The following is a 24,987-nucleotide window of genomic DNA, read 5'->3' as shown; positions in this document are numbered from 1 at the left end:
GCATGCAGACGTTCACCCCTGACCAGGCCGGTTACCGCGAAGAGATCGCCGGATTCCAGACCGGCATCACCTCCACCCCGCAACTGGTCGTCGCCGCCACCAGCGCGGACGACGTCGCCGCCGCGGTCCGGCTCGCGGCCGAACGCGACCTGCCGGTTTCCGTGCAGGCGACCGGACACGGCCTGCGCGCGCCGGCCGAGGGCGTGCTGATCTCGACGCGGCGGATGACCGGCGTGACCGTCGACCCGGACCGCGCCGTGGCGCGCGTCGAAGCCGGAACCACCTGGGGCAGCGTCATCACCGCCGCCGCGGAACACGGGCTCGCGCCGCTGAGCGGTTCGGCTCCGGGCGTCGGCGTGGTCGGCTACACCCTCGGCGGCGGCTTCGGTCTCCTCGGCCGGCACTTCGGCCTGGCCTCGGACCGCGTCCGCTCCGCCGAGATCGTCCGGCCCGACGGCACTCCCATGACCGGGCCGATCGACGCCGGGATCGTGACCGCGCTGGAGTTCGACCTCGTCCCGGTGACCACGCTGTACGGCGGCGGCCTGTACTTCGACACCGCCAAGATCCCGGACGTCCTGCGCACCTGGCGCGACTGGACCGCCGACCTGCCGGACACCGTCGGCACCTCGGTCGCGATGCTGCCGTACCCGGATCTGCCGATGGTGCCGGAACCGTTGCGGGGCAAGCACATCGCGCACATCCGCGTGGCCTATCTCGGTTCCGGCGGCGACGAACTCGTCGCGCCGCTGCGCGCGCTCGGGCCGCTGCGGGAAACGCTCACCACGATGCCGTTCACCGACTCCGGCAAGATCGCCGCGGAACCGCCGAACCCGCACTCGTACCTCGGTGACAACCGGGTGCTGCCGACGCTCCGGGACGACGTGCTGAGCACTGTGCTCGACCACGCCGGCCCGGGCGCACCCGTCCCGACCGTGCTGATCATCGACCTGCTCGGCGGCGCGTACCAGCGCTCGACAGCGCCGGACTTCACCGCCGATTCGCGCTATACCGTGCGCGCGCTGTCGGTGATCGAGCCGGACGCGGCGACCATTCAGGCCGCGCACGCCAAGCTGTTCGCTCCGCTGGACCCGATGTCGACCGGGCGGCTGCGGAGCTTCGTCTACGGACAGCCGCTGAGCTGAGTCAGCGTTCGAGAACGAAGACCGGGATCACGCGCTCGGTCTTCTTCTCGTAGTCCGCGAAGCCCTCGGCGTGCGCCACCATTCCGGCGTACAGCCGGTCGCGCTCGGCGCGGTCTTCCACGAGCTTCGCGGTCGCCGGGAACTTGTCGGTGCCGATCTCGACCGTGACGGACGGGTTGGCGACGAGGTTGTGGTACCAGTCCGGGTTGGTGTCCGCGCCGCCCTTGGACGCGACGACCACGATCCGGTCGCCGTCGGTGGTGTACACCAGCGGGCTGACCCGCTGTTTGCCGCTCTTCGCACCGGTGTGCGTGATCAGCACCATGTTCTTGCCCTCGAACATGCCGCCGACCTTGCCCGCGTTCGCGCGGAACTCGTCGATGATCTGTTGGTTCCAGTCCGACATCGGAGAACTCCCCTGTTGATGATGTAACAACAAACCTAGGATCGCGCGAATCGGGCTGTCAACACACGCGCAGGTACTGTCGCGACATGGTCACCGAGCCCGGCCCGACCCTGGACGACGGGGTCCGCGAACTGCTGCTTCTCATGCCCCGCATCGTCGGGCGCGCGAAGCGGACGCCGCCGCCTCCGGAACTCGACGACGTCGCGCTCGCGCCGCGGCATCTGTCGCTCCTGGCCTACCTGTTGTTCGACGGCCCGATGACGGTCAACGAACTCGCCGGGCGGCTCGAAATCGCGCCCACCACAGCGAGTCTGATGGTCGGCGACCTCTCGCGGCAAGGCGTCCTGGAGCGCACCGAGGACCCGGACGACCGGCGGCGCACCATCGTGAGCATCCACGAGGACAAGCGCCCGGCCGTCGACGCGTGGCTCGCGCGCGGCGCGAAGGCTTGGGAAGAGGCGTTGCGGCCGTTGAGTCCTGGCGAACGGGCCATGGTGATCAGGACGCTGAAGACGTTCGAGCAGTACGGCTCGTGAGTGGCTATCCCGGTTAGAACCGCCACTCACGAGGCGACTAGCCACCGCGCTTGCGGTCCCGCGCATTTCTTCGGCCACGCCGCGTCGTGCTGGTACCACCACGCCTCGCAGGCCCGCCCGTCCGGCAGCGTGTACCGCGGCGGCCCCGGCACCCGGCGCAATCCGGCGGCTTCCAGCGAACGGCCGCTCGCGACGTTGCCGACCTCCGCGCCCGCGCGCACCCGCGAAAGCCCGAGATGTTCGTGCGCCAGCACGAGACCGGCGGCGAACAGGTCGCGGCCGAACCCCTGCCCGCGATACTCCGGCGCGAGATAGCCGCCGGTTTCCGGGCCGCCGTCCTCGCCCGCGTGCACGCTCACGAGCCCGGCGCAGCGGCCGGCCGCGAGATCGATCGCGACGACGTCCACCGAATGCGGGTCCGGCGTGGTCCAGTCCGGTCCGGTGCCCGGGACGACGCGCAGCGCCTCGCCGCGCATCGGTTCGGCCACCACGGAGTCGGCCAGCCAGCCGAGCCAGCGCTGCGCGGCCGGATCGCTGCCGCCCGCGACCGCCGCCGCGTACTCCCACGCGGTGGGGGTGCGGAAAAGGAACCGGCCGAACGCGAAGGCGTGTCCCCGGCGGTCGCAGGTGCGTTTCGCCATCAGCCGTCCGCGGCGGGTCAGCCGGCTCACCAAAGGTGCATTGCTCACAAACGCCATCGCGCCGGAAATGCTACCCCTCGCCTCTTGAGCCGGTCCGCGGCCGATGCGCTCGAGAAACCTGTCTCCGCCGCTGTAGCCGGATTGGCGACCATCGGCACTGTATGGTGACCGGGTGACGGCCGTACCGGAAGCAGCCGATGCCGACGGCGGGCGCGCGGCCCAGCCCCGGCACCTCATTGTGTCGGTCTACGGCGTGCACCATCTGACCGGCGGCGAATGGCTTTCGGTCGCCTCGCTGATCGATCTGCTCGCCGCGGTCGGGGTCGACGAGCCCGCGGTGCGGTCGTCGATTTCCCGGCTCAAACGGCGCGGGGTACTCGAAGCCGTGCGCCGCGACGGATCCGCCGGGTACGAATTGTCCGGTACGGCACTGGATTTGCTCCGCGAGGGCGACGAACGGATCTTCCGCCGCGACCGCGCGAAGCTCGCCGACGGCTGGCTGCTCGCGGTGTTCTCGGTGCCGGAAGCCGAACGGCACAAGCGGCACGTGCTGCGCACTCAACTGTCCCGGCTGGGCTTCGGCACCGCTTCCTCAGGCGTCTGGATCGCGCCGGCGCACCTGTACGAGGCCACTGTCGGCACGCTGGAGCGCCTCGGGCTCGCCGAGTACGCCGACGTGTTCCGCGCCGAGCACCTCGCCTTCGGCGACCCGCGCGAGAAGGTGCGCGAGTGGTGGGACCTGGACCAACTGGACGAGCTGTACACAGCGTTCCTCGAAGAGCACGAACCCGCGCTGCGCCGGTGGCAGCGCCGCCGCAGCACGCCCGCGGACGAAGCGTTCGCCGATTACCTGCGCGTGCTCACCGGCTGGCGGCGGATGCCGTACCTAGACCCGTGCCTGCCCGCGGAATTGCTGCCCGAGGGCTGGTCCGGCATCCGCGCCGCGGAGGTGTTCTTCACGCTGCACGACCGGCTCGAGGAAGCCGCGCGCACGCACCTTCAGCGGTTGACCACCGCGTAGCCCTGCACTTCCACCAGCGCCTCGACGTCCCACAGCCGGTTCACGCCGATGCCCGCCATCGCCGGGTAATCCGCGCCCACCAGCCGCTTCCACACGCGGCCGATCTCGCGCGCGTTGGCCTTGTAGTCGTCCATGTCGACGATGTAGACGGTCAGGCTGCACAGGTCCGCGGGTTCGCCGCCGGCCGCGCGCAACGCGGTGAGCAGGTTGCCGAGTGCGCGCTCGAACTGCTCCACGACGCCTTCGCCGACGATCCGGTTGCCGGAGTCCAGCGCGGTCTGCCCGGCGAGGAACACCAGCCTGCCCTGCGCGGCCACCGCGTGCGAGAACCCCGACGGCTTGCCCAGCTCGGGGGGATTGATCCGCTCCATGCCGGGGAGCGTAACCCATCTATCGTCTTCTTGACGACCGTACTTCACACGACATACTCTGGGTCGCGTGCGGATTTCAGTAGTCGGCGGCGGGCCAGCGGGCCTCTACTTCGCCGTGCTCGCGAAACAACTCGGCCCGGATCACGAGATCACGGTCTGGGAGCGCAACGCGCCGGACGACACGTTCGGCTTCGGCGTCGTCTTCTCCGACGAGACGCTCGGCGGCATCGAGCACGCCGACTCGGCCGTGCACGAGGCGATGAGCCGGGAGTTCGCGCGCTGGGACGACATCGACGTGCACTACCGCGACACTGTGTCGACTTCGGGCGGGCACGGATTCGCCGCGATGAGCCGCAAACGGCTGCTCGCGATCCTGCAGCAGCGATGCCGGGAAATGGGCATTGATGTCCGATTCCGCAGTACCGCGCCGGATCCGGCCGAGCTGGCCGCTTCCTCCGATCTCGTGGTCGCCGCGGACGGCGTGAATTCCGCGGTGCGCACGGCGTTCGCCGATTCGTTCCGGCCGAGCGTCGAGACCCGGCAGTGCCGCTACATCTGGCTCGGCACCGACCTCGTCTTCGACGCGTTCAAGTTCTACGTGCTCGAAACTCCGCACGGCATCATGCAGGTCCACGGCTATCCGTACGGCCGCGACGGCAGCACGTTCATCCTGGAGATGCACGAAGACGTGTGGCAGCGGGCCTTCGGTCCGATCGCCGCCACCGGACTCGGACCGGGCGAGAGCGACGAGAAGTCGATCGAGCTGATCCGCGAACTGTGCGGCGACATTTTCGACGGGCATCAGTTGCTGGCCAACAACTCCAAGTGGGCCACCTTTGGCACGGTCCGCTGCGAAAGCTGGGTCCACGACAATGTCGTGCTGCTCGGCGATGCCGCGCACACCGCGCACTTCTCGATCGGTTCCGGCACGAAGCTCGCCATGGAGGACGCGCTCGCGCTCGCCGCGTGTCTGCATGAACAGCCAAGCGTTCCGGAAGCCCTTGCGGCATATGAAGAAGAGCGTCGGCCGGTCGTCAATTCTACGCAGCGGGCGGCGCAGGCGAGCCTGGAGTGGTTCGAGAATCTGGCGCAGTACACGCATCAGGAACCGGAGCAGTTCGCGTTCAACCTGCTTACCCGCAGCCGTCGCGTCACCTATGACAACCTGAAGCTGCGCGACAAGGAGTTCGCTGCCTCGCTGGATCAGTGGTTCGCCGATTCGCTCGGCGCTTCCGTCGCGCCGCCGATGTTCCAGCCGGTGCGGATCGGTTCGCTGGAATTGCCGAACCGGATCGTCGTGTCGCCGATGGACATGTACTCCTCGGTCGACGGCGTGCCCGGCGAATTCCACCTGGTGCACCTGGGAAGCAAGGCGCTCGGCGGGGCCGGGATGGTGATGACCGAGATGATCTGCGTGTCCGCCGAAGGCCGGATCACGCCGGGTTGTCCCGGGCTTTACACGTCCGAACAGGAAGCCGCGTGGAAGCGGATCGTCGAGTTCGTGCACCGCGAAACGCCGGCGAAGATCGGGTTGCAGCTGGGACATTCCGGTCGCAAGGGCTCCACGAAACTGATGTGGGACGGCATTGACGACCCGCTGCCGGAAGGCAACTGGGAAGTCTGCGCACCGTCCGCGCTGCCGTATTCGCTGAACAACCAGACGCCGCGCGAGCTGAGCGGCGCCGAACTGGGCGAGATCCGGGATCAATTCGTTGCTGCGGCCGAAGCCGCCGCGCGCGCCGGGTTCGACCTGTTGGAACTGCACTGCGCGCACGGCTATCTGCTCTCGTCCTTCCTGTCCCCGCTGACCAACCAGCGCACCGATTCCTACGGCGGCTCCCCGGAAAACCGGCTGCGCTTCCCACTGGAGGTCTTCGACGCCGTCCGCGCCGTGTGGCCGGCCGACCGTCCGCTGACCGTCCGGATCTCCGCCACCGACTGGTTCGAGGGCGGCAACGATTCCGACGAAGCCGTAGCCATCGCGCAGGCGTTCGCCGAACACGGCGCGGCCGCGATCGACGTGTCGACCGGTCAGGTGGTCAGCGAAGAGCAGCCGAAGTTCGGCCGCAGCTACCAAACGCCATACGCCGACCGAATCCGCAACGAGGTCGGCCGTCGCTACGGCACCGCGGTGATCGCCGTCGGCGCGATTTCCTCTTACGACGACGTGAACTCGCTCATCCTCGCGGGACGCGCCGACCTGTGCGCACTCGGCCGCACCCACCTGTTCAATCCACAATGGACCTTGCACGCGGCGGCCGCGCAGGAGTACCCGGTGGCGTGGCCGAAACAGTGGGCAGCGGGCAAACGCCCACCGCAAACCGGCCGCACCGACGGACCAGAGCCGCGGCTCGACCTGGTCCGCACCGGCGGCCGCCAAACCGCCCATGCCCGCTGGCGACCAGAGGACGTCCGATGAACGCCTTCGCTTTCACTCCGGAACAGACCGCCTACGCCGCTTCCGTCCGGAAGATCGCCGCCGAACAGCTAGTCGAGCTGGCCGCCGCCAGTGCCGAAGGCGCGGTGAACCGACCGTTGCTGAAGGCAATGGGATCGCACGGCCTGCTCGCCCGGCTGTTCCCCGGTGTCGAAAGTGGACAGCCGACCCGGCAAGCCGCTGCCACCGATCTGTGTCTGCTGCGGGAAGCCCTCGCCACGCAAAGCACCGAAGCCGAGACCGCCTTGGCGTTGCAGGGCTTGGGCAGCTACCCGGTACTCCAGTCCGGTTTGGACGAACAGGTCCAGCGCTGGCTCCCCGCTGTCGCCGCCGGTGACGCCGTCGCCGCCTTCGCGCTGACCGAACCGGACGCCGGATCCGACGCCGCCGCCCTGCAACTGGCCGCCGAACCAGACGGTGACGGCTGGCGGCTCACCGGCACGAAGATGTGGATCTCGAACGCGCCCGAAGCCGACTTCTACACGGTCTTCGCCCGCACCACTCCCGACGCCGGTTCACGCGGCGTCAGCGCTTTCGTCGTCCCCGGCGACCGCACCGGACTCAGTGGCGAGCACCTGGATTTGGTGAGCCCGCACCCGATCGGCACTGTGGTCTTCGACGGCGTCCGGGTAAATCGCGACGAACTGCTTGGCGAGGAAAACCGCGGATTCGCCGTAGCAATGCGCACTTTGGACCTGTTCCGCCCTAGCGTCGGTGCCTTCGCCGTCGGCATGGCCCAAGCCGCTCTCGACGCGACAGTGGAGTACACAGCTTCGCGGGAAGCATTCGGCGGCCCGTTGGTGAAGCAGCAAACTGTGGCGCACACGCTGGCCGAAATGGCGACACGAACGGAAGCTGGCCGTCTGCTGGTCTACGCCGCCGCAGCGGCTTACGACGCGGGCGAGCAGGACCTGGCCGGTCGCGCGGCAATGGCGAAGTTGTTCGCGACCGAGACCGCGCAATACGTCGTGGATCAAGCGGTGCAATTGCACGGCGCACGAGCGTTGCGGCGAGGGCATTTGCTGGAGCATTTGTATCGAGAGGTTCGAGCGCCGCGCATTTACGAAGGCGCGTCGGAGATCCAGCGGACGATCATCGCGCGGTCCCTGCAGCGGCGCGGATGAGCCGTCATTCGGTGTACCCCTCGCACCGAATGCATCCGCGCCGCCTGCTGGTGTTCTAACAAGCAGGCGGCGCGGAGATCAAACTATTCAGCCAGGGCTAAACACTCGCGCGGCGCTTCGGTTTCCGGTCGAGCCACAACTGCGCCGCGATCAGCGCGACGGTCCAGCTCACCCACGCCCCGAGCGCGGCGATCGACTGCCCGAACGCGATCTCGCTGCCGCCGAACGTCGTGGCGATCTGCGGTTCCAGGAAGATCGCCGCGATCGGGCCGATGAGCCGGTTGAGAATGATCGACATCGTCAGCGCGAAACTGCGGACCATCCAGCGCCGGTGATCGCCGAACCGGCGTTCGCGAGCGGCGCGGTAGCCCGCCCAGGTCGTACCGAGCCACAGCACCGCGAGCAGCACGTCACTGGCCCGCGTCACCGGCCCGAACGGGGTCGCCGCGCCGATCGTCAGCGCCAGCAGCCCGGACGGCAGCACTCCCGCGAACACGTACGCGCGGCCGGACCAGCGGTGCAGCACCGGGTACTTCCGCCGGATCAATGGCCAGACCTGCAGCAACGCGGTGACCATCGCGATCGACCCGAACACCACGTGCCCCACCAGGAACAAGTAGTGCGCGGGGAACGTCGACGGGACTCGCGACCGCGCCGGATCGAAGGCCAGATACGGCGGCAGTGAATAAGCCAGGAACGCGACCACCACAAGCCCCAGCGGCCCCAACGGTGTCGCCCATGATCTCTGCCACCAGTGCTTCTTCGGCTCGACCCGCACCGTTCGCTCCGCTGCGGACGTGGTCCGCGGTGGTCGAAGATCCGTCCCCGCCGTCATGTCGGCCTCTCTCCGTCGTCCGTTCTCGGCTGGCACTTCCGAACGTAGGACGGGTACCCCGGACGAACCATGGTGCCGACTGGCGTCAGTGCGGTGGGGGCAGCCTTACCCTCGGTCAGGTGACCCTCGAACTGTCCGCGAGGGCACCCTTCGCGCACTCCGATTCACCGGCCATTGCCGCAGAGGTCCAGACCAGGCATACTCTTCCTACTTTGTTGCCCGCCACAACAAAGCACTCCCTCGTTCAAGGTTCCTCCCCGAAACCGAGGTGACCACGCATGCCCAGATTCCTCAGACGCGTCCCCGCCGCTTTCGCCGCGGCCGCGCTCCTGGCGCTCGGCCTCCAAACCGCCCCAGCAGTCCTCGCCCCTCCCACCGCGGCAGCCGCCGAAAGCTTCACCGACGATTTCAACGGCCCGGCCGGAGCCGCCGCCGACGCGTCGAAATGGACCTACGAAACCGGCGACAACAACGGAAACAACCACGAACGCCAGTGGTACACCGCCGGTGCCGCCAACGGCGCCCTCGACGGCCAAGGCCACCTGGTCATCACCGCCAAACGCGAAAACTCCGGCCACACCTGCTGGTACGGCACCTGCCAGTACACCTCGGCCCGCCTCAACACCGCCGGCAAATTCAGCCAGGCGTACGGGCACGTCGAAACCCGGATGAAGATCCCGCGCGGCCAAGGCATGTGGCCCGCCTTCTGGATGCTGGGCGGCGGAAACTGGCCGGGCGACGGCGAAATCGACGTCATGGAGAACATCGGCCGCGAACCGAACACCGTGCACGGCACCATCCACGGCCCCGGCTACTCCGGCGCGGGCGGCATCGGCGCGGCCTACAACGGCCCTGTCTTCGCCGACGATTTCCACACCTACGCGGTCGATTGGTCGCCGAACAAGATCGTCTGGTCGGTCGACGGCAACGCCTACCAGACCCGCACCCCGGCCGATCTGAACGGCAACCGCTGGGTCTTCGACCATCCCTTCTACCTGATCCTGAACCTCGCCGTCGGCGGCGACTGGCCAGGAGATCCGGACGGGAACACGCAATTCCCGCAGCAGCTGGTCGTCGACTACGTACACGTGAACACGAGCAGCGACGGCGGGTCCAGCGGCCGGATCATCGGCATCGGCGGCAAGTGCGTCGACGTCCCCTGGGCCAATCCGGCGAACTTCACCCAGCTGCAGATCACCGACTGCAACGGAAACGCCGCGCAGAACTGGACCATCGGCGGCGACGGGACCATTCGCGCGCTCGGCAAGTGCATGGACGTCAAGTACTCCGGCACCGACGACGGCACGCCGGTCCAGATGTACGACTGCAACACCAGCAACGCGCAGCAGTGGGTCGTGACCGCGGCGCACGACATCGTCAACCCGCACGCGAACAAATGCCTCGACGCGGCGGGGGTCAGCTCGGCCAACGGCACGAAACTGCAGCTGTGGACGTGCACCGGGAACGTCAACCAGAAATGGTCGGTGAACCAGTAGCCGTCCACTGTGGACGAAGAGGGACGGCGGGCCGTGACCTCCCCCCGGTGGCCACGGTCCGCCGCGGAAACCGCGCGGGCCGGGCGGGAACCAAGGTCAACCGCCCGGCCGTGGGCCGTCCTCCGCGCGTCGGCTGGGGGTCCCGACGCCCGGGGCGGCGCTCTCACGCGGCCCACTGCCGACCGTAGCCAGACCGCGCACGCCGTGGCGCCTTCCGCCTGACAGGAGGGGCCGAACGGCCATCCTCGCTGCCTTCCCGGGCAAACCGGCCGGTTTCGGCCGAACGTCTCAGCGGGTGCCGGCGAGCTCCGCGTAGGCCTCGACCAACTGCGCTTCCGCGTCGTCGAGGTAGCCGGCGAGCATCTCCGCCGTACGGATCCCGTCGCCGGTCGCGAGCACGTCCAGGATTTCGTGGTTCCGCGGCAGATACCGCTCGTGAAAGCGGCGCGGATCGGCCATCACGTGGAACACCAGCCGCAGCTCCGCGGCGAGCGCCTGCATCAGCTCGACGATGCGTTCGCTGCCGGTGAGCGCCGCCAGTTCCGCGTGGAAACGGATGTTCGCGGTGCCCAGGTCTTGCCACTGGGCCTGCTTCGCCGCACGATCGCCGTCCGCGACGGTGCTGGCGATCTTCGCGTACGCCGCCGGCTTCTCGGTCACGTCGCGGACCGCCGCGCATTCGATGATCTTGCGGACCCGGTAGATGTCGCGCACGTCCTCGACGCTCGGCACCCGCACGAACACCCCGCGGTTCAGCTCGTGCACCAGCAGCCGTTCGTGGGTCAGCAACCGGAAGGCCTCACGCAGCGTGTTGCGCGAGACCCCGAGCGCGCTGCCGATGTCCTGCTCCGAAAGCCGTACCCCGGGCAGGAAGTACCCCTCGGAAACACGCGTGCGCAGCACGCCGGCGACCCGCTCCGCGGTGCTCGTCCGGCCGAGCAGGCCGCGATCCGCTTCCAGGCCCATGGGCTCTCCGTCGGTGACCACGTCGCCCAGCGTAGCCAGCGGGCGGTGAACAATAAAATGAGGGACTTGTGGAATTGTTGAACGATCCGTACGGTAGCGGCCATGTGACTCGTGCCACCATGAGTTCGTCCCCCTTGTGAGGTGCCCCATGAACGTCAACGTCGCCGACGGCACCGCGAACGCGGCCCGCCCGTTCGGCTGGTATCGCTCGCTCGGCCACAAGGGCCGCCGCGCCTTCCTCGGCGCCTTCGGCGGCTACGGCCTCGATTCGTTCGACTACCAGACCCTGCCCTTCGGCCTGGCCGCAATCACCGCTTACTTCGGCATCACGTCCGGCGAAGCGGGCCTGCTCAGCACCGTCACGCTGGTCGTGTCGGCGATCGGCGGCGTCGGGGCCGGCGTGCTCGCCGACCGCATCGGCCGCGTCCGCACCCTGCAGCTGACCATCGCGATGTACACGATCTTCACGGTGCTGTGCGGATTCGCGCCCAACTTCGAAACGCTGCTGATCTTCCGCGGCCTGCAGGGACTCGGGTTCGGCGGCGAGTGGGCGGTCGGCGCCGCGCTGGTCGCCGAGTACTGCTCGGCCCAGTACCGCGGCCGCACGGTGGCGTTCGTGCAGAGCGCGTGGGCGGTGGGCTGGGGCCTGCTGGTGATCGTCTACACGGTGCTGTTCAGCGTGCTCGACCAGGACATCGCGTGGCGCGTGCTGTTCTGGGTCGGCGTCATTCCGGCGCTGCTCATGCTGTGGGTTCGGCGCAGTGTGGAGGACGCGCCGGAGGCAGCCGCACGGCGGGTTTCGGCCAAGGTCAAAGGCTCGCTAGCCGGGATTTTCCGGCCGAACCTCTTGCGTACCACGGTGTTCGCCGCGCTCCTCGCGACCGGCGTCCAGGGCGGCTACTACACGCTGTTCACCTGGATGCCGAAGTATCTGCAGAGCAGCCGCGGCCTGTCCGTGGTCAACACCGGCGGCTACTTCGCGCTGCTGATCCCGGGCGCGTTCATCGGCTACATCTGCGGCGGCTACCTCACCGACCTGCTCGGCCGGAAGAAGACGTTCCTGCTGTTCTCCGTCGTTTCCGCGCTGCTGATCGTGCTGTTCGTGCAGCTGCCCTACGGCGCGAACGGCCTGATGCTGCTGATCAGTTTCCCGCTCGGCTTCTCGACTTCAGCGATCTTCAGCGGCTTCGGCGCGTACCTCGCCGAGCTATACCCGACCGAGCTGCGCGCCACCGGACAGGGCTTCACCTACAACTTCGGCCGCGCGGTCGGTGCCGCTTTCCCAGCGGTGGTGGGCTTTCTCGGCGCGGGCGGCGCGATCGTGCTCGGCGCGGTCGGCTACGCGATCGCGGCGGTAGCGCTGCTCGGGCTGCCGGAAACGCGAGGCAAGGAATTGGTGGAGGTATGACCACTTCCTACGATCCGTCGACGCTCACTCCGGCCGAGGCCCGCGCGCTCTTTCGCACCGGCACCGAACGCCCGACCACCGGCTGGGCCGACGGTTTCGCACAAACCAACCTGATCGCGGTACCGGCGGACTGGGCCGACGACGTCCGCGAGTTCTGTGCCCGCAACCCGCGGCCGTGCCCGGTGCTCGACGTCAGCGAGCCTGGCGACCCGACCACGCGGCTCGCGCCCGGCGCGGACCTGCGCACCGACCTGCCGCGCTACCGCGTCTGGCACAACGGCGTGCTGACCAGCGAAATAACCGACGCCACCGGGGTGTGGCGCAGTGACCTGGTCGCGTTCTCCATCGGCTGCAGCTTCAGTTTCGAGACGTTGCTGCGCGCCGCGGGCATCCCGCTGCGGCACGCTGAGCAGGGCCGCAACGTCGCGATGTACGTGACGAACCGGCAGTGCGAACCGGCCGGACGGCTAAGCGGCCCAATGGTGGTGTCGATGCGGCAGATTCCGGAAACCCAGGTCGAAGACGCCGTGCGCATCACCGCCGCGATGCCCGCGGTGCACGGCGCTCCAGTGCACGTCGGCGACCCGGCCGAGCTGGGCATCGCCGATCCCGCCCGGCCGGATTTCGGCGATCCGGTCGACGCCGCACCCGGTGACGTGCCGGTGTTCTGGGCCTGCGGCGTCACCCCGCAGGCGGCGCTGATGGCGTCCCGGCCGCCGTTCGCCGTCACGCACGCCCCCGGGTACATGTTCTTGACCGACCGGCCCGATCGCGACTACCAGGTGGGATGACATGGACCTCAACAGCGACCTCGGCGAAGGCTTCGGCGCCTGGACCATGGGCGACGACGAAGCCATGCTCGACATCGTGACCAGCGCGAACATCGCGTGCGGCTTCCACGCGGGCGACGCGAGCGTGATGCGCCGGGTGTGCGAACGCGCGGCCGAACGCGGCGTCGCCATCGGCGCGCACGTCGGCTACCGCGATTTGGCCGGCTTCGGCCGTCGCGCGCTCGACATCGCGCCGGAAGACCTCGCAGACGAAGTGCTGTACCAAATCGGCGCTCTCGACGCCTTCGCGCGCGCGGCGCACAGCTGCGTGCGTTACGTGAAGGCGCACGGCGCGCTGTACAACACGGCAGCTGTCGATCCGGAGCAGGCAGCTGCGCTTGTCGAAGGCGTACGGCGGTATCACTCCGATCTAGCGCTGCTGTGTCCTCCGGACTCCGAAATGCTGCGCGCGGCTCAGGCTGCGGGCGTGCCTGCGTACGCAGAAGCGTTCGCTGACCGTGCGTACACGCCTGAAGGACGGCTGGTGTCGCGCAAGCTTCCAGGCGCGGTACTGCACGACGCCGACGAAGTCGCCGCGCGGGCGCTCACCATGGCGACCACCGGCGAAGTCGTCGACGTTGACGGCGGCAAGCTCACTTTGCGGGCAGATTCCCTTTGCGTGCACGGAGATACGCCCGGCGCGGTTTCGCTGGCTCGCCGGATTCGCGAGCTGCTCACCGAATCCGGCGTGGTGCTGAGGTCGTTCGTGTGAGCACTGTTTTGCGCTACGGCCGTTCCGCGCTGCTGGTGGAGGTCGACGACGTACTCGGGTTCCAGGCGGCCTGCGAAGCCGCTGAACCCGAGGGCGTCGTCGAGCTTGTTCCCGCCGCACGCACCCTGCTGGTCCGTTTCGACCCTGCCCGCACCGATTCCGCCGCGTTGACTCGTTCGCTCGCTTCGCTGTCCACAGTGGACGTCTCTTCGCGCTCGGCGGCCACCGTCACCCTGCCCGTGCGCTACGACGGCGCTGACCTGGCGGATGTCGCCGAAGCCACCGGCATGTCCGTTTCCGAAGTCGTGCAACGGCATTCGGCAGGCACCTACGTCGCGGCTTTCTGCGGCTTCGCTCCCGGTTTCGCCTACCTGACCGGCCTCGACCCGGCGTTGCACCTGCCGCGCCGGAGCACGCCGCGCACGCGCGTGCCCGCGGGTGCGGTGGCAATCGCTGGCGAGTACAGCGCGATCTACCCGCACCCGTCGCCGGGCGGCTGGCACCTGCTCGGCCACAGCGACGCGCAGGTGTGGAACGTCGACCGCGAGCAGCCGAACCTGCTGGTCCCAGGCACCCAAGTGCGGTTCGAGGCGATTCGGTGACCGGGAAAATCGAAATCCTCGCGCCCGGCCCGTTCGCGACCGTGCAAGACCTCGGACGGCCCGGGTACGCGGCAGTCGGCGTCGGCCGCTCCGGCGCGGCTGACCGGGGCTCGCTGAAACTGGCGAACCGGCTGGTCGGAAACCCCGAAACCCATGCGGCACTTGAGGTCACCCTCGGCGGCCTGCGGCTGCGGGTTTCCGAACACACGACCGTCGCGGTCACCGGCGCTCAGGTACCGATCCGCGCCGGTGGACGGGCCGCTGCCGTCGGCGCGCCGATCGTGCTGCGCCCCGGAGACGAACTCGAACTCGGCGTCCCTTCGCTGGGCCTGCGCAGCTACCTCGCGGTACGCGGCGGCCTGGACGTCCCGCCGGTGCTCGGCGCGCGAGCCACCGACACCCTGGGCAAACTCGGCCCGCCCGTCCTCGCGGCCGGAATGTCGCTGCCGGTCGGCTCCGTCGTGCATCACGCCCCGTACGTCGATCTCGCGCCGCTCCGCCAACTTGCCGCAGAACCCGTACTGCGCCTGGAACCCGGCCCGCGCCTGGACTGGTTCACCGCGTCCGCACTGTCCACTTTGCTCACTGGCACCTACACCGTGACCAGCGACCTCGACCGCGTCGGCGTCCGTTTGGACGGCCCCGCGCTCACCCGCGCCCGAGTCGGCGAACTGGCCCCGGAAGCCGCCGTCCCCGGCGCACTCCAGGTACCGCCTTCCGGAGTGCCGATCCTGTTCCTCGCCGACCACCCGGTGACCGGCGGCTACCCTGTCGCCGCCGTCGTCGACGAGGACGACCTGGACCTCGCCGCCCAGCTCCGACCGGGTCAACGGGTCCGGTTCACATCCCCGACACCCGCAGCGTCAGATTGAGCCGCCCGGTCAGGCCAAGATCGGGATCCGCCGTGCCGGGCAACGTTTTCGGCACCCCGTGGAACGCCAACCGAGCCGGGCCGCCGAATACGAACAGGTCGCCCGAACGCAGTTCGACATCGGTGTACGGCCGGTTTCGGTTCTCGGTGTTGCCGAAGCGGAACACGCACATGTCACCGAGGCTCAGCGAGACCACCGGCTCCGTCGAGCGCTCGTCCTTGTCCTGGTGCATGCCCATTTTCGCGGTGGCGTCGTAGTAGTTCACGAGCGCGACGTCGGGCTGGTAATCGTCCGCTGGCCGGTCGTAGGCGTCGGCGAGCGCGCGGCGGCCGAGGTCGGCCAGCCAGTCCGGGAACGGCTCCACCGGCGAACCGTCCTCGCGCAGCCGGTCGTAGCGGTACGGCAGCCACTGCCAGCCGAGACAGACCGTGCGCACCGACATCACCCCGCCGCTGGGCAGCCGGGTCGACCGGTAACCGCGCCAGCCGCGGCAGGTCGTGACGAGGTCGCGTTGTTCTTGCGCGGAAAGCCAATCCGGGACGTGCACCGCTCCCGGTGCGATTTCCCGGCGGGGACGCGGCAGCAGCTCCATCACGCCGCTCCGGGGCCGGTAGCCGCAGGAGTCACCCGGACGGGCGCTCCTGCGGCGGGTTCCCCTCGCCACTTGCCGCCAAGCTTCGGAGAATCGCACACCACCGCGGGACCCGCCAGGTTTTCGTCAGCTACAACTCGGACTCGCCACCCAGGGTGTTCGCCGGTCACCATTCGTCACCCGAACCCGACGACAGTCACCCCGGCCCGGGCAGGCACCGGATCACTCATCGCAGCGAGCGCGCCCGGCACTCCGTCCAGCCCGATCCGCGTGCCGATCAACCCGTCCAGGTCAATCCCGGACCGCTCCACCACTCCGAGCAGCTCCGGGTACTCGTAGGCCTGCAGCCCGTGGATCCCGACGATCTCCAGCTCTCCGCCGACCACCCGATGCATCGGAATCGGCGGTACCCCCTGGCTGGGCGGCATCAACCCGGCCTGGACGTGCCGTCCGCGCTTGCGCAAGCTGCCCACCGAAGCCGCACAGGTGACCGGGGAGCCGAGACAGTCCAGCGACACGTGCGTACCGCCTTCGGTGCGCTCGCGGACGTACGCAGCCAGCGCTTCTGGCCCGTCGAACGCACTGGCATCGACACTCAGCACGGCACCAGAACGCTCCGCCAACGCGCGCGCCTGCGGCGAGACGTCCACCGCCACCACCTTCGCGCCCGCAGCGGCCGCCAGGAGGACCGCGGAGATGCCTACGCCGCCACAGCCGTACACAGACACCCACTGCCCCGCGCGTACGCCGCCCTGGCGCAACACCGCACGGAAAGCCGTCCCGAAGCGGCAACCGAGCGCCGCAGCTGCCGCCGACGACATCGAGTCCGGCAACGCGACCAGGTTCGTCTGCGCGTGCTCGATGGCGACCAGTTCGGCGAACGAACCCCAGTGGGTCGCGCCGGGCTGGAACTCGTCGTCGCAGATCTGCTGGTCGCCCTTGGCACACTGCGCGCAAACGCCGCACGCGCACACGAACGGGACCGTCACCCGATCGCCCTTCGCCCAGCCCGTGACGCCCTTTCCCACCTCAACGATCCGCCCGGCGAGTTCGTGCCCGGCCACGTGCGGCAACCGGACGGCCTCGTCGTGGCCCTGCCAGGTGTGCCAGTCGCTGCGGCACACCCCGGTCGCTTCGACGGCGATGACGACCCCGCCGTCCGGGGTCACCGGATCCGGTACTTCCCGCACTTCCGGAAGCACGCCGAACTCTTCGATCACGACCGCACGCATGGTCCTGATCGTAGAAGCCGCCCGACGAGCCGCTGGCTTCAGCTCACCGGGCTTGCGTGCCCCCAATGTGGCATTGGGGGCATCTCACGCACCGAACGCCACATTGGGTGCATCTCACGCACCCAACGCCACATTGGGGCGCTCCCGGCCGGCAGGCACGGTCCGGCACCGTGGAGGTCCGTGAGGCGCAGCGCAGGACAGTCCGGGCGAACGCGGCGGGCGAGGAGTGCGCAAACGTCGGGATACGCCGGCGCGCTCGTCGTCCGCCGCGGCCGGGCGCGCTCAGGAGAGCTGCTGGCCCGGCTGATGGAACTGGCCGCGCGGACGCGGCGGGCCGAGCAGCCTGCGCAGCGACCCGTCCGGGACGCCGAGGATCTGCTCGAGATTTCGCAATGCCCGCAAGGATTCCGGGCGTTCCGGGCGGCAGCGTCCGGATTGCCAATGGCTCAATGTCGCGAGACTGACCGTGGTTCCCCTTCCCCGCAGCCGGTATCTGATGCGTTCGAGTCCGAGCCCGCGGGCCCGGATGGCCGCGCGCAGCGCTTCGGCGAACGGGCCGGTTTCGAGCAATTGCCCGAGATCTCGCCCTGTTGTACTCCCCCGGTCGATCGTCGGTGTTCGCTGACCGGTCATCGCACACGCTCCGAACCACGTCGCTGGGAAACCTCGGAGCGTAGGCCGGATAACGCATGATCGGAAGAGCTGTCACCCTTGTGCGGAGAGTGCCTGGGCAATCGCGGCGAACGGTTCCGCATAGCCGGAATTGACCGTGACACAGGAAATCCCCCACCGCTCTCGCCAGCGGAGAAGCATTTCCCCAGCGGCGTCGGGGTTTTCCGGCAGCACGGTGACAGCTTTCTCCTCGACCAGTTGCGGCACGTCAACCCCGGTGTAGCGGGCGAGCCGGGGCGAAGGCTTGTCCCCGATCGCGCTCAGGTTCACCGCCAATTCGACATCCCGGTCTCCCGCGAACGAGCGAAAAGTGTCCACAATGGAGTCAGCCTGTTCCTCGGTCGTGCGCGGTCCCCAGGAAAACGTCACGACGTCAGCGGTGCGCGCGGCGAGCGCGAGCATTTTGGGCCCGGAACCCGCGAGCAATAGCGGCGGCCGGTCGGGGCGCTGCGAAAGCACCTCAATGGTGTCCGCCAACCGGGCGATGCGTTCCCCCGGCGAAACGAACTCGCGCCCGAGCGTTTCCGCGTGCTTGCCCGCGCCGGGATGACCGATCCCCAGCCCCAGCAGGAAGCGGCCGCCAGTCGCCTGATGCAGTGAATCGGCCTGCCACGCGAGGTTCCGCGCGGCGCGGAACGGATCGGCGAGCACGAAGGTGCCGAGGGTGAGCTTGCCGGTGACCGCGGCGGCGGCCGGAACGAGCGTCAACGGGTCGAGCCCGCCGACCGGATCGGTCGCGAACATGACGTCGAACCCGAGGTCCTCGATCCGGCGAGCCTGCGCGGTCCAGGACGCCAGATCCGGCGCGTATCCGGTGACGATCCCGAAGCGGAAGGGCTTAGTAGTGGTCATGCCGCTTATCGTCGGCTCGGGGCGTTCGCGGCACATCCGTTCGGCGGCGACACTCGCGCGTACGCTCCCGAGCGCACGGTGCGTCAGCGCAGGGTCACCGACAACGCCTGCGCGATCTCCTTGCCGATGGCGTGCGTGGCGGCGTCCGGCGGCTGCCCGACCTTCACCACCATCGGCCCGCCGAACGGCTGCCGCTCGACCACCTCGATCCGCTCGCCGAGGCCGATCGCGTGCTCGGTGAGGTAGCGCAGCAGGTCCGGATCGGTGTCCCACACCCGGACGATCTCGCCGACCGCGCCGGGCGGCAGGTCGTCCAGAATGCGCATCGGAAGCTCCTCGACGCTGCCGTCCGGGGCCGGGATCGGATCGCCGTGCGGATCGCGCACGGGGTTGCCGAGCTTGGCCGCGATGCGCTCGACGAGCCGATCGGAGACAGCGTGCTCCAGCGCGTCGGCCTCGGCGTGGACCTCGTCCCAGGTGTAGCCGAGTTCGGAGACCAGGTACGTCTCGATCAGCCGGTGCCTGCGCAGCACCGACCGGGCGAGCTGGCGCCCCTCGGAGGTCAGCTCGATGCCGCGGTAGGGCACGTGTGCGACCAGGCCGAGCTGCGAAAGCTTCGTGACCATGCCCGACGCCGACGACGGGCTCACCTCAAGCCGCCCGGCCAGCGACGCGTTGGTGACCGCCTCGCCCCGTTCGACCAGCCCGTAGATCACCCGCACGTAGTCCTCGACCGACGACGACCTCCGGACGGAACCATCTCCCATGCCGCATACGATACGGGGCCCGGTCTCCCGAGGTCGGCCGGTCAGGGCCGTCAACGGGTGTCCGGCACGGCCGCCCGGCCGGTGGCGCCCGCCGCCAGCGGAGTCACGGCCGCCAGCGGTAGCGAACCCACCCCGGCACCGGCTCCGCGCCGAGCTGCGCGTAGAACGCCTCCGCCTTGGCGTTGCCCGCCTGCATGTCCCACTCGACCCGCCCCGTCGTGCGGGCGCGCAACGCGTCGAGCAGCTCTCGGCCGAGTCCGTGCCGACGGTGCTCCGGACGGATGAACAGGTCGTCGAGCCAGATCCCCGGGCGGCCCTCCCACGTGGAGAAATTCCAGCTGCAGAAGGCGAACCCGGCAACGAGGTCCGGGCGGCCCGGCGGCGTGCAGATCAGCACCCACGCCTTCGGCTCCGGCCCGAACAGGTGACCGCTCATCTCGGCGCGGTCGAGTTTGAGGTCGTGTTTGTCCTCGTAGACCGCGTGTTCCTCGATGAGGCCGCAGATCTCCTCGACGTCCTCGAAGACAGCGTCGCGAACGGGCATCGGGCGCCCCTTTCTGGTTCTGGCGGTTTTGTCGGTGGTCTCGGTTACCGTGCGGGAATGACAGCAGAGCGGTTCGAAGACCTGGTCGACGAGCTGCAACACTGCCCGGGGGTCGCGCCGCCCCGGATCGGCCGCGGCTTCGGCTCGCACGCGCTCAAGGTGCACGGACGGATTTTCGCGATGTTCGTCCGCGGCCGCCTCGTGGTGAAGCTGCCGAAGCCCCGGGTGGACGAGCTGGTGGACCGCGGCCACGGCGTGCGGTTCGACGCGAACAAAGGCATCCCGATGAAGGAGTGGTTTTCGATGGATCCGGAGGCTCCGCTGGAGTGGAGCACGATAGCCCGGGAGGCGATGGCGTTCGCAGCCAAGTGAAACAGCATCACGAGGCCTCGTAAAGAAGCTCGCCGCCCACCGCGGTGCCGAGCACCTTCGCGTCGTCCACAGTGGACAGTGGATCCGCGGACAGCACCACGAAATCCGCGAGCTTCCCCGGTTCCAGTGTGCCGAGGTAGCTCTCCGCGAAGGTGGCATAGGCAGAGCCGTACGTGTAGGCGCGCAGGGCCTCCGCCGGGGTCAGCGCCTCCTCGACCGAGAACGGTGCGCCGGTGGACGTCCGGCGGTGGACCATGTCGGCGAGGCCCAGCAGCGGGGCGCCGTCGACGACGGGGCGGTCTGAGCTGGCGGGCAGCACGCATCCGGCGTCCAGGACGCTGCGGAGGCGGTAGCACCACGGCACTCGCGATTCGCCGAGGGCCGCGCGCATGCCGTCGCCCAGTTCGTTCACGAACCGGCCCTGCGGGGACGCGATCAGGCCCAGCGAGGCCAGGCGGGTCAGCTCCGCGGGCGGGAGCACGGCGCAGTGTTCGATGCGGTGCCGGTGGTCGGCGCGCGGGGTGGCGGCGAGGGCGGCTTCGTAGGCGTCGAGGACCACGGTGACGGCCCGGTCGCCGATGGCGTGGGTCGCGATTTGCCAGCCGGCGTCGTGGGCTAGGCGGATGGTGCGCGTCAGCTCGTCCTCGGGCACCTGGAAGTAGCCGCGGTTGTCCGGTTCGCCGTCGAACGGCTCGTGCATCGCACAGGTGCGGCCGATCAGCGAGCCGTCGGCGAAGAGCTTCATCGGGCCGACGCGCAGCCACTCGTCGCCCAGTCCGGTGCGCAGGCCAAGGTCCAGGCCGAAGCCGACGCCGTCGGGCAGGTCGTGCAGGACGCTCGCGGCGACCATCACCGTGCTCCGCACTCGCAGAACGCCGCGTTCGCGCGCGAGCTGGTACGCGGCCAGCTCGGCCGGTGTCTCGCCGACCAGGCCGCCGCCGATTCCGGCTTCCTGGACGCTCGTGATGCCCTCGGACAGGTACTGCCGGCTCGCCCGGTCGAGGCCGCGGACCACCGATTCGAGCGGCTTCGGGTACGTCAGCGGACGCAGCAGCAACTGCGCCTGCTCGCGCAGCAGACCAGTCGGGAAGCCGTCTGCGGAGCGGACCACGTCGCCGCCGACGGGCACGTTCGCGAGGTCCAGCAGGTCCAGTACCGCGGAGTTCACCAGCGTCATGTGGCCGGACGTGTGCTTGAGCCGCACCAGCTTGCCGGGCGCGGCGCGATCCAGGCCGTGCCGATCGGGGTGTTCGCCGCCGGCGAGTTTGTTCTGGTCGTAGCCGCTGCCGATGACCCAGCTCCCGGCGGGCAACTCGGCCGCGCGCCGCGCCACGGCCGCGTACACCTCGTCGACGCTGCGGCAGTCGCTGAGCGGCACGTCGTCCAGGCCCATGCCGAACCAGGCCATGTGGTTGTGCGCGTCGTGGAACCCGGGCGCGACGAAACCCCCGCCGAGATCCACCCGGCGGCGGGCGGTCAGCTCGCGCGCGTCGTCGCCGAGCGCAACGATCCGGCCGTGCAGCACCGCCAGCGCGGTGTCGCCGGTGACCAGCCTGGCGTTCTCGTACACCGCGTCAACCTGCATGCCTTCGACACTATCGATCGATCGATCGAACGTCTAGGCTCCCTCCCATGAGCACCGTTGACCTGGCCGTCGAGGGCGGCATCGCGCAGATCCGGCTGAACCGGCCCGAGCGGCTGAACGCCGTCGCGCCCGTGCTGGTGGACGACTTCCTGACCGCGCTGGAGGAAGTCGCGCAGAGCGACGCCCGCGTCGTCCTGCTCTCCGGCAACGGCCGCGCCTTCTGCGCCGGGCACGACCTGAAGGAACCCACCCCCGCGGGTGACTCCCGGACGAGGCTGGAGCGGCTCCAGGACGTGACGCGACGGCTGCGTGCGCTGCGTCAGCCGGTGATCGCCGCCGTGCACGGGTACGCGATCGGCGCGGGCGCGGAGTTCGCGCTGGGCTGCGACCTGATCCTGGCCGCCGAGGACGCGGTGTTCGCGTTCCCGGAGGTGTCGCTGGGGCTGAGCGTCACCGGTGCCGCGTCGAGGCTGCTCCCGCTGCTGGTCGGGCCGGTCAAGGCCAAGGAACTGCTGCTGCTCGGCGACCGGTTCGACGGCCGTCGCGCGCACGACCTCGGCCTCGTCAACGCCGCTGTACCGGCGGACGAGCTGATGCCGCTGGCGCTCGGCTGGGCGGAGAAGGTCGCGCATCACCCGCCGGAGGCCGCCACGATGGCGAAGCGCGCGCTGGACGCCGGGATCGACCACGCCTTCGACTCCGCGCTGGAACTCGAGGTCACCCACGCCCTGATCACCGAGCACTCGGCCGCCGTCCGCGAGTCGACCGAAGCGTTCCGGAGCCGGGCGTGACGCCGCTGCAGAACGTCGACACCCTGGTCGCGCTGGTCACGCGCGCCGCGCAGCTCTGGCCGGAGCGCACCGCGTGGATCTTCGACAGCACCGGTACCCGGTTCACCTTCGCCGAGGTCGACGACCGCAGCGGACGCCTCGCGAAAGCACTCCAAGACCAAGGCGTCAAGGCAGGCGATCGCGTCGCGGTGATGCTCCGCAATGAGCCGGAATTCCCGCTCCTCTGGCTCGCGCTCGCCAAACTCGGCGCAGTTCTGGTCCCGGTGAACATCAACTACCGCGAATTCGACGGCGCGCACGTCCTGCGCCACTCCGGCGCGCGGCTCGCGGTAGCCGCTGAAGAGTTCGTGGAACTGCTGGAGAAAATCGCGCCGGAAACGGCCGTGGAACGCGTCCTCACGCCGGACGCGCTGCAGTCGGAAACGCGGTGCGAACCTGAATCGGTGGTAGCCGAACAGCCGGTGAACATCCAGTACACGTCCGGCACCACCGGTGCGCCGAAGGGCTGCGTGCTGCCGCACCGGTACTGGACCACGCTCGCGATCGGCCTCGCCACCGACTTCCCCGCCGTCGGCGAAGACGACGTTCTGCTTACCGCACAACCGTTCCACTACATTGATCCACAGTGGAACGTCGCACTCGCGCTCGCCGCCGGAGCGACGCTCGTCGTGCTGGACCGCTTCCATCCCTCCACGTTCTGGGCGAAGGTCCGCGAGCACGAGGTCACCTGGTTCTACTGCCTCGGCCTGATGCCGACGCTGCTGCTGCGCCAGCCGCCGCACCCGGACGACCGGAACCACCGCGTCCGCGCGATCAGCGCGTCGGCGATCCCGCCGGACCTGCACGCTCAGCTGGAAGAGCGCTGGGGCGTGCCGTGGTACGAGGCGTTCGGGATGACCGAGACCGGCGGCGACATCCGGGTCTCCGAGGCCGATCACGACGCCGCGGTCGGCACCGGCTGCATCGGGCGGCCGACCCGCGACCGCGAGGCGATGATCGCCGACGAGAATGGGAAACCGTTGCCACGCGGGGAAACCGGCGAGCTCCTGATCCGCGGCATCGGGCTGATGCACGGCTACCACGAGGACCCCGAAGCGACCGCGCGGGCCTTCGCCGGCGGCTGGTTCCACACCGGCGACCTGGCGCGGATGGACGCCGAGGGCCGCGTCTACTACCTCGGCCGCACCAAGGACATGATCCGCCGCAGCGGCGAGAACATCTCCGCCGACGAGGTCGAGCGCGCGCTGCTGCAGCATCCGAAAGTGCAGCTCGCGGCCGTGCTCGCGGTGCCGGACGAGCTCCGCGGCGAGGAGGTGAAGGCGTACGTCGTGTGCGGCGAGAACCGCCCGTCGCCCGAGGAGCTGGCGGAGTTCTGCGCGCGGCAGCTGGCGTACTTCAAGGTGCCGCGGTTCTGGACGTTCGCCAACGACCTGCCGCGCACGCCGTCGGAGCGCGTCGCGAAGGGCGAGCTGCGCAAGGTCGCCGACCTCCGTGCCGGGTCCTGGGACCGCAGCACCGGGGAGTGGCAGTGAGCAGCGCCGAGCGCGTACGGGCAGCGGCCGTGAAACTGTTCGCCACCAAGGGTTTCCACGGCACAGGCATTCGGGATCTGGCCCAGGAGGCCGAACTTTCTTCGGCGACGCTCTATCACTACATGGGCACCAAGGAAGATCTTCTTGTCGAGATCATGACGACCTCGCTGCGCCGCCTGATCGACGCGGTCGCGAAAGCCACCGCGGGCAGCGACGACCCGGTGGTCCGGATGCGCACGCTGGTCGCGCTGCACGTCCTCGCGCACGCCGCCCAGCCCGGCGAAACCCGGGTGGTGGACAACGAAGTCGACGCGCTGTCGGCTCCGGCGCGTGCCCGGGTCGTCGCACTGCGGGACGAATACGAGCAGTACTGGGCGAACGCGATCGAAGACGGCGCCGCGGCAAACGTGTTCCACACCGCACAACCGGCCGTGACCCGGCTCGCATTGCTGGAAATGTGCAGCGGCGTGGCCCGGTGGTATTCGCCGAAAGGCCCGCTCAAGCTCGAAGACCTGGCCGCGCACTACGCGGAACTGGGATTGCGGGTGCTCGGGCATCCGGTCGCGGTGCGTGCCCGCGACCTCCGACAATGCCTCGAAGTGGTCGCCCAGGTGTGGGACTTGCCTGTCCAAGAGGGCTTTTAGCG

27 protein-coding genes are annotated in these 24,987 nt (G+C 69.3%); 15 read left to right on the top strand and 12 right to left on the bottom strand.

Features of this window, described 5'->3' with window-relative positions; genetic code table 11:
- Positions 1-2 precede the first annotated feature (2 nt).
- Positions 3-1,145, top strand: coding sequence for an FAD-dependent oxidoreductase (locus ABZX37_RS24600; protein WP_354743188.1), 1,143 nt, complete (start codon positions 3-5; stop codon positions 1,143-1,145).
- Position 1,146: 1 nt separating this feature from the next.
- On the opposite strand, the gene ABZX37_RS24595 is transcribed toward ABZX37_RS24600, so the two are convergent.
- Positions 1,147-1,551 (bottom strand): nitroreductase family deazaflavin-dependent oxidoreductase, encoded by a 405-nt coding sequence (locus ABZX37_RS24595; protein WP_354743186.1) that lies wholly within the window; start codon positions 1,549-1,551, stop codon positions 1,147-1,149.
- A gap of 86 nt (positions 1,552-1,637) precedes the next feature.
- Here ABZX37_RS24595 and ABZX37_RS24590 point away from each other — a divergent pair, with 86 nt between their 5' ends.
- Complete coding sequence (locus ABZX37_RS24590; protein ID WP_354743184.1) at positions 1,638-2,087, top strand: MarR family winged helix-turn-helix transcriptional regulator; 450 nt, start codon at positions 1,638-1,640, stop codon at positions 2,085-2,087.
- Between the two features lie 26 nt (positions 2,088-2,113).
- On the opposite strand, the gene ABZX37_RS24585 is transcribed toward ABZX37_RS24590, so the two are convergent.
- Positions 2,114-2,785 (bottom strand): GNAT family N-acetyltransferase, encoded by a 672-nt coding sequence (locus tag ABZX37_RS24585; RefSeq protein WP_354743182.1) that lies wholly within the window; start codon positions 2,783-2,785, stop codon positions 2,114-2,116.
- A gap of 115 nt (positions 2,786-2,900) precedes the next feature.
- Here ABZX37_RS24585 and ABZX37_RS24580 point away from each other — a divergent pair, with 115 nt between their 5' ends.
- Positions 2,901-3,749: a PaaX family transcriptional regulator C-terminal domain-containing protein gene (locus ABZX37_RS24580; RefSeq protein ID WP_354743180.1), complete on the top strand. Its 849-nt coding sequence runs from the start codon at positions 2,901-2,903 to the stop codon at positions 3,747-3,749.
- Here ABZX37_RS24580 and ABZX37_RS24575 read toward each other — a convergent pair.
- The gene (locus tag ABZX37_RS24575; protein WP_354743178.1) at positions 3,728-4,120 is read right to left on the bottom strand and encodes a RidA family protein; all 393 of its coding nucleotides are present in this window, start codon (positions 4,118-4,120) and stop codon (positions 3,728-3,730) included. The two genes, ABZX37_RS24580 and ABZX37_RS24575, sit on opposite strands and share 22 nt — an antisense overlap.
- A 67-nt stretch (positions 4,121-4,187) precedes the next feature.
- Between ABZX37_RS24575 and ABZX37_RS24570 the strand changes: the two genes are divergently transcribed.
- A complete protein-coding gene (locus ABZX37_RS24570; RefSeq protein WP_354743177.1) occupies positions 4,188-6,539 on the top strand; it encodes a bifunctional salicylyl-CoA 5-hydroxylase/oxidoreductase in 2,352 nt (783 codons plus the stop codon).
- Positions 6,536-7,681: an acyl-CoA dehydrogenase family protein gene (locus ABZX37_RS24565; RefSeq protein ID WP_354743176.1), complete on the top strand. Its 1,146-nt coding sequence runs from the start codon at positions 6,536-6,538 to the stop codon at positions 7,679-7,681. Before ABZX37_RS24570 ends, ABZX37_RS24565 begins: the two co-directional genes overlap by 4 nt.
- A 97-nt stretch (positions 7,682-7,778) precedes the next feature.
- Here ABZX37_RS24565 and ABZX37_RS24560 read toward each other — a convergent pair whose 3' ends face one another.
- A complete protein-coding gene (locus tag ABZX37_RS24560) occupies positions 7,779-8,459 on the bottom strand; it encodes a DUF2306 domain-containing protein (protein ID WP_354743175.1) in 681 nt (226 codons plus the stop codon).
- Between the two features lie 335 nt (positions 8,460-8,794).
- On the opposite strand from ABZX37_RS24560, the gene ABZX37_RS24555 reads away from it, so the two are divergent.
- Positions 8,795-10,012: a family 16 glycosylhydrolase gene (locus ABZX37_RS24555; protein WP_354743173.1), complete on the top strand. Its 1,218-nt coding sequence runs from the start codon at positions 8,795-8,797 to the stop codon at positions 10,010-10,012.
- Between the two features lie 288 nt (positions 10,013-10,300).
- Here ABZX37_RS24555 and ABZX37_RS24550 read toward each other — a convergent pair whose 3' ends face one another.
- Positions 10,301-10,978 (bottom strand): GntR family transcriptional regulator, encoded by a 678-nt coding sequence (locus ABZX37_RS24550; RefSeq protein WP_354743250.1) that lies wholly within the window; start codon positions 10,976-10,978, stop codon positions 10,301-10,303.
- A 148-nt stretch (positions 10,979-11,126) separates the two neighbouring features.
- On the opposite strand from ABZX37_RS24550, the gene ABZX37_RS24545 reads away from it, so the two are divergent.
- Genes ABZX37_RS24545 through ABZX37_RS24525 form a run of 5 tightly spaced genes read left to right on the top strand, consistent with a single transcriptional unit; the run spans position 11,127 to position 15,402 of the window.
- Positions 11,127-12,386, top strand: a complete 1,260-nt coding sequence (locus ABZX37_RS24545; RefSeq protein ID WP_354743171.1) for an MFS transporter — start codon at positions 11,127-11,129, stop codon at positions 12,384-12,386.
- A complete protein-coding gene (locus tag ABZX37_RS24540) occupies positions 12,383-13,177 on the top strand; it encodes a putative hydro-lyase (RefSeq protein ID WP_354743169.1) in 795 nt (264 codons plus the stop codon). The genes ABZX37_RS24545 and ABZX37_RS24540 overlap by 4 nt, the downstream gene beginning before the upstream one ends.
- 1 nt (position 13,178) lies before the next feature.
- Complete coding sequence (locus ABZX37_RS24535; RefSeq protein WP_354743167.1) at positions 13,179-13,928, top strand: 5-oxoprolinase subunit PxpA; 750 nt, start codon at positions 13,179-13,181, stop codon at positions 13,926-13,928.
- Complete coding sequence (locus tag ABZX37_RS24530) at positions 13,925-14,530, top strand: allophanate hydrolase subunit 1 (protein WP_354743165.1); 606 nt, start codon at positions 13,925-13,927, stop codon at positions 14,528-14,530. Before ABZX37_RS24535 ends, ABZX37_RS24530 begins: the two co-directional genes overlap by 4 nt.
- Positions 14,527-15,402, top strand: a complete 876-nt coding sequence (locus ABZX37_RS24525) for a biotin-dependent carboxyltransferase family protein (protein WP_354743163.1) — start codon at positions 14,527-14,529, stop codon at positions 15,400-15,402. The genes ABZX37_RS24530 and ABZX37_RS24525 overlap by 4 nt, the downstream gene beginning before the upstream one ends.
- Here ABZX37_RS24525 and ABZX37_RS24520 read toward each other — a convergent pair.
- From ABZX37_RS24520 to ABZX37_RS24495, 6 genes are all read right to left on the bottom strand, one after another.
- Positions 15,371-15,997, bottom strand: a complete 627-nt coding sequence (locus ABZX37_RS24520; protein WP_354743161.1) for an alpha-ketoglutarate-dependent dioxygenase AlkB — start codon at positions 15,995-15,997, stop codon at positions 15,371-15,373. The genes ABZX37_RS24525 and ABZX37_RS24520 overlap by 32 nt on opposite strands.
- A 173-nt stretch (positions 15,998-16,170) precedes the next feature.
- Complete coding sequence (locus ABZX37_RS24515; RefSeq protein ID WP_354743159.1) at positions 16,171-17,226, bottom strand: alcohol dehydrogenase catalytic domain-containing protein; 1,056 nt, start codon at positions 17,224-17,226, stop codon at positions 16,171-16,173.
- Positions 17,227-17,508: 282 nt separating this feature from the next.
- A complete protein-coding gene (locus ABZX37_RS24510) occupies positions 17,509-17,859 on the bottom strand; it encodes a transcriptional regulator (RefSeq protein ID WP_116201118.1) in 351 nt (116 codons plus the stop codon).
- A 72-nt stretch (positions 17,860-17,931) separates the two neighbouring features.
- Positions 17,932-18,750 (bottom strand): LLM class flavin-dependent oxidoreductase, encoded by an 819-nt coding sequence (locus ABZX37_RS24505; protein ID WP_354743157.1) that lies wholly within the window; start codon positions 18,748-18,750, stop codon positions 17,932-17,934.
- Between the two features lie 83 nt (positions 18,751-18,833).
- Positions 18,834-19,517, bottom strand: coding sequence for a metal-dependent transcriptional regulator (locus ABZX37_RS24500; protein ID WP_101437417.1), 684 nt, complete (start codon positions 19,515-19,517; stop codon positions 18,834-18,836).
- A 103-nt stretch (positions 19,518-19,620) separates the two neighbouring features.
- Positions 19,621-20,061 carry a GNAT family N-acetyltransferase gene (locus ABZX37_RS24495; protein WP_354743155.1) on the bottom strand — a complete coding sequence of 147 codons (441 nt, stop codon included), beginning with the start codon at positions 20,059-20,061 and terminating at the stop codon, positions 19,621-19,623.
- Positions 20,062-20,118: 57 nt separating this feature from the next.
- Between ABZX37_RS24495 and ABZX37_RS24490 the strand changes: the two genes are divergently transcribed.
- The gene (locus tag ABZX37_RS24490; RefSeq protein WP_354743153.1) at positions 20,119-20,433 is read left to right on the top strand and encodes a hypothetical protein; all 315 of its coding nucleotides are present in this window, start codon (positions 20,119-20,121) and stop codon (positions 20,431-20,433) included.
- Between the two features lie 7 nt (positions 20,434-20,440).
- On the opposite strand, the gene ABZX37_RS24485 is transcribed toward ABZX37_RS24490, so the two are convergent.
- Positions 20,441-22,018, bottom strand: a complete 1,578-nt coding sequence (locus tag ABZX37_RS24485) for an amidohydrolase (RefSeq protein WP_354743151.1) — start codon at positions 22,016-22,018, stop codon at positions 20,441-20,443.
- A gap of 47 nt (positions 22,019-22,065) precedes the next feature.
- Between ABZX37_RS24485 and ABZX37_RS24480 the strand changes: the two genes are divergently transcribed.
- The 3 genes from ABZX37_RS24480 to ABZX37_RS24470 are packed head-to-tail and all read left to right on the top strand — an operon-like array spanning position 22,066 to position 24,985.
- Entirely contained in the window at positions 22,066-22,809 is a 744-nt protein-coding gene (locus ABZX37_RS24480) for an enoyl-CoA hydratase/isomerase family protein (protein ID WP_354743149.1), read from the top strand.
- The gene (locus ABZX37_RS24475) at positions 22,806-24,341 is read left to right on the top strand and encodes an ATP-dependent acyl-CoA ligase (protein ID WP_354743147.1); all 1,536 of its coding nucleotides are present in this window, start codon (positions 22,806-22,808) and stop codon (positions 24,339-24,341) included. Before ABZX37_RS24480 ends, ABZX37_RS24475 begins: the two co-directional genes overlap by 4 nt.
- Positions 24,338-24,985, top strand: a complete 648-nt coding sequence (locus ABZX37_RS24470; RefSeq protein ID WP_354743145.1) for a TetR/AcrR family transcriptional regulator — start codon at positions 24,338-24,340, stop codon at positions 24,983-24,985. The genes ABZX37_RS24475 and ABZX37_RS24470 overlap by 4 nt, the downstream gene beginning before the upstream one ends.
- Positions 24,986-24,987 lie beyond the last annotated feature (2 nt).

Source organism: Amycolatopsis sp. NPDC004079 (genome assembly GCF_040610415.1).
GTDB classification, from domain to species: domain Bacteria; phylum Actinomycetota; class Actinomycetes; order Mycobacteriales; family Pseudonocardiaceae; genus Amycolatopsis; species Amycolatopsis halotolerans.
The sequence above is the reverse complement of the archived record's forward strand: the minus strand, read 5'-3'. Positions and strand labels throughout refer to the sequence as shown.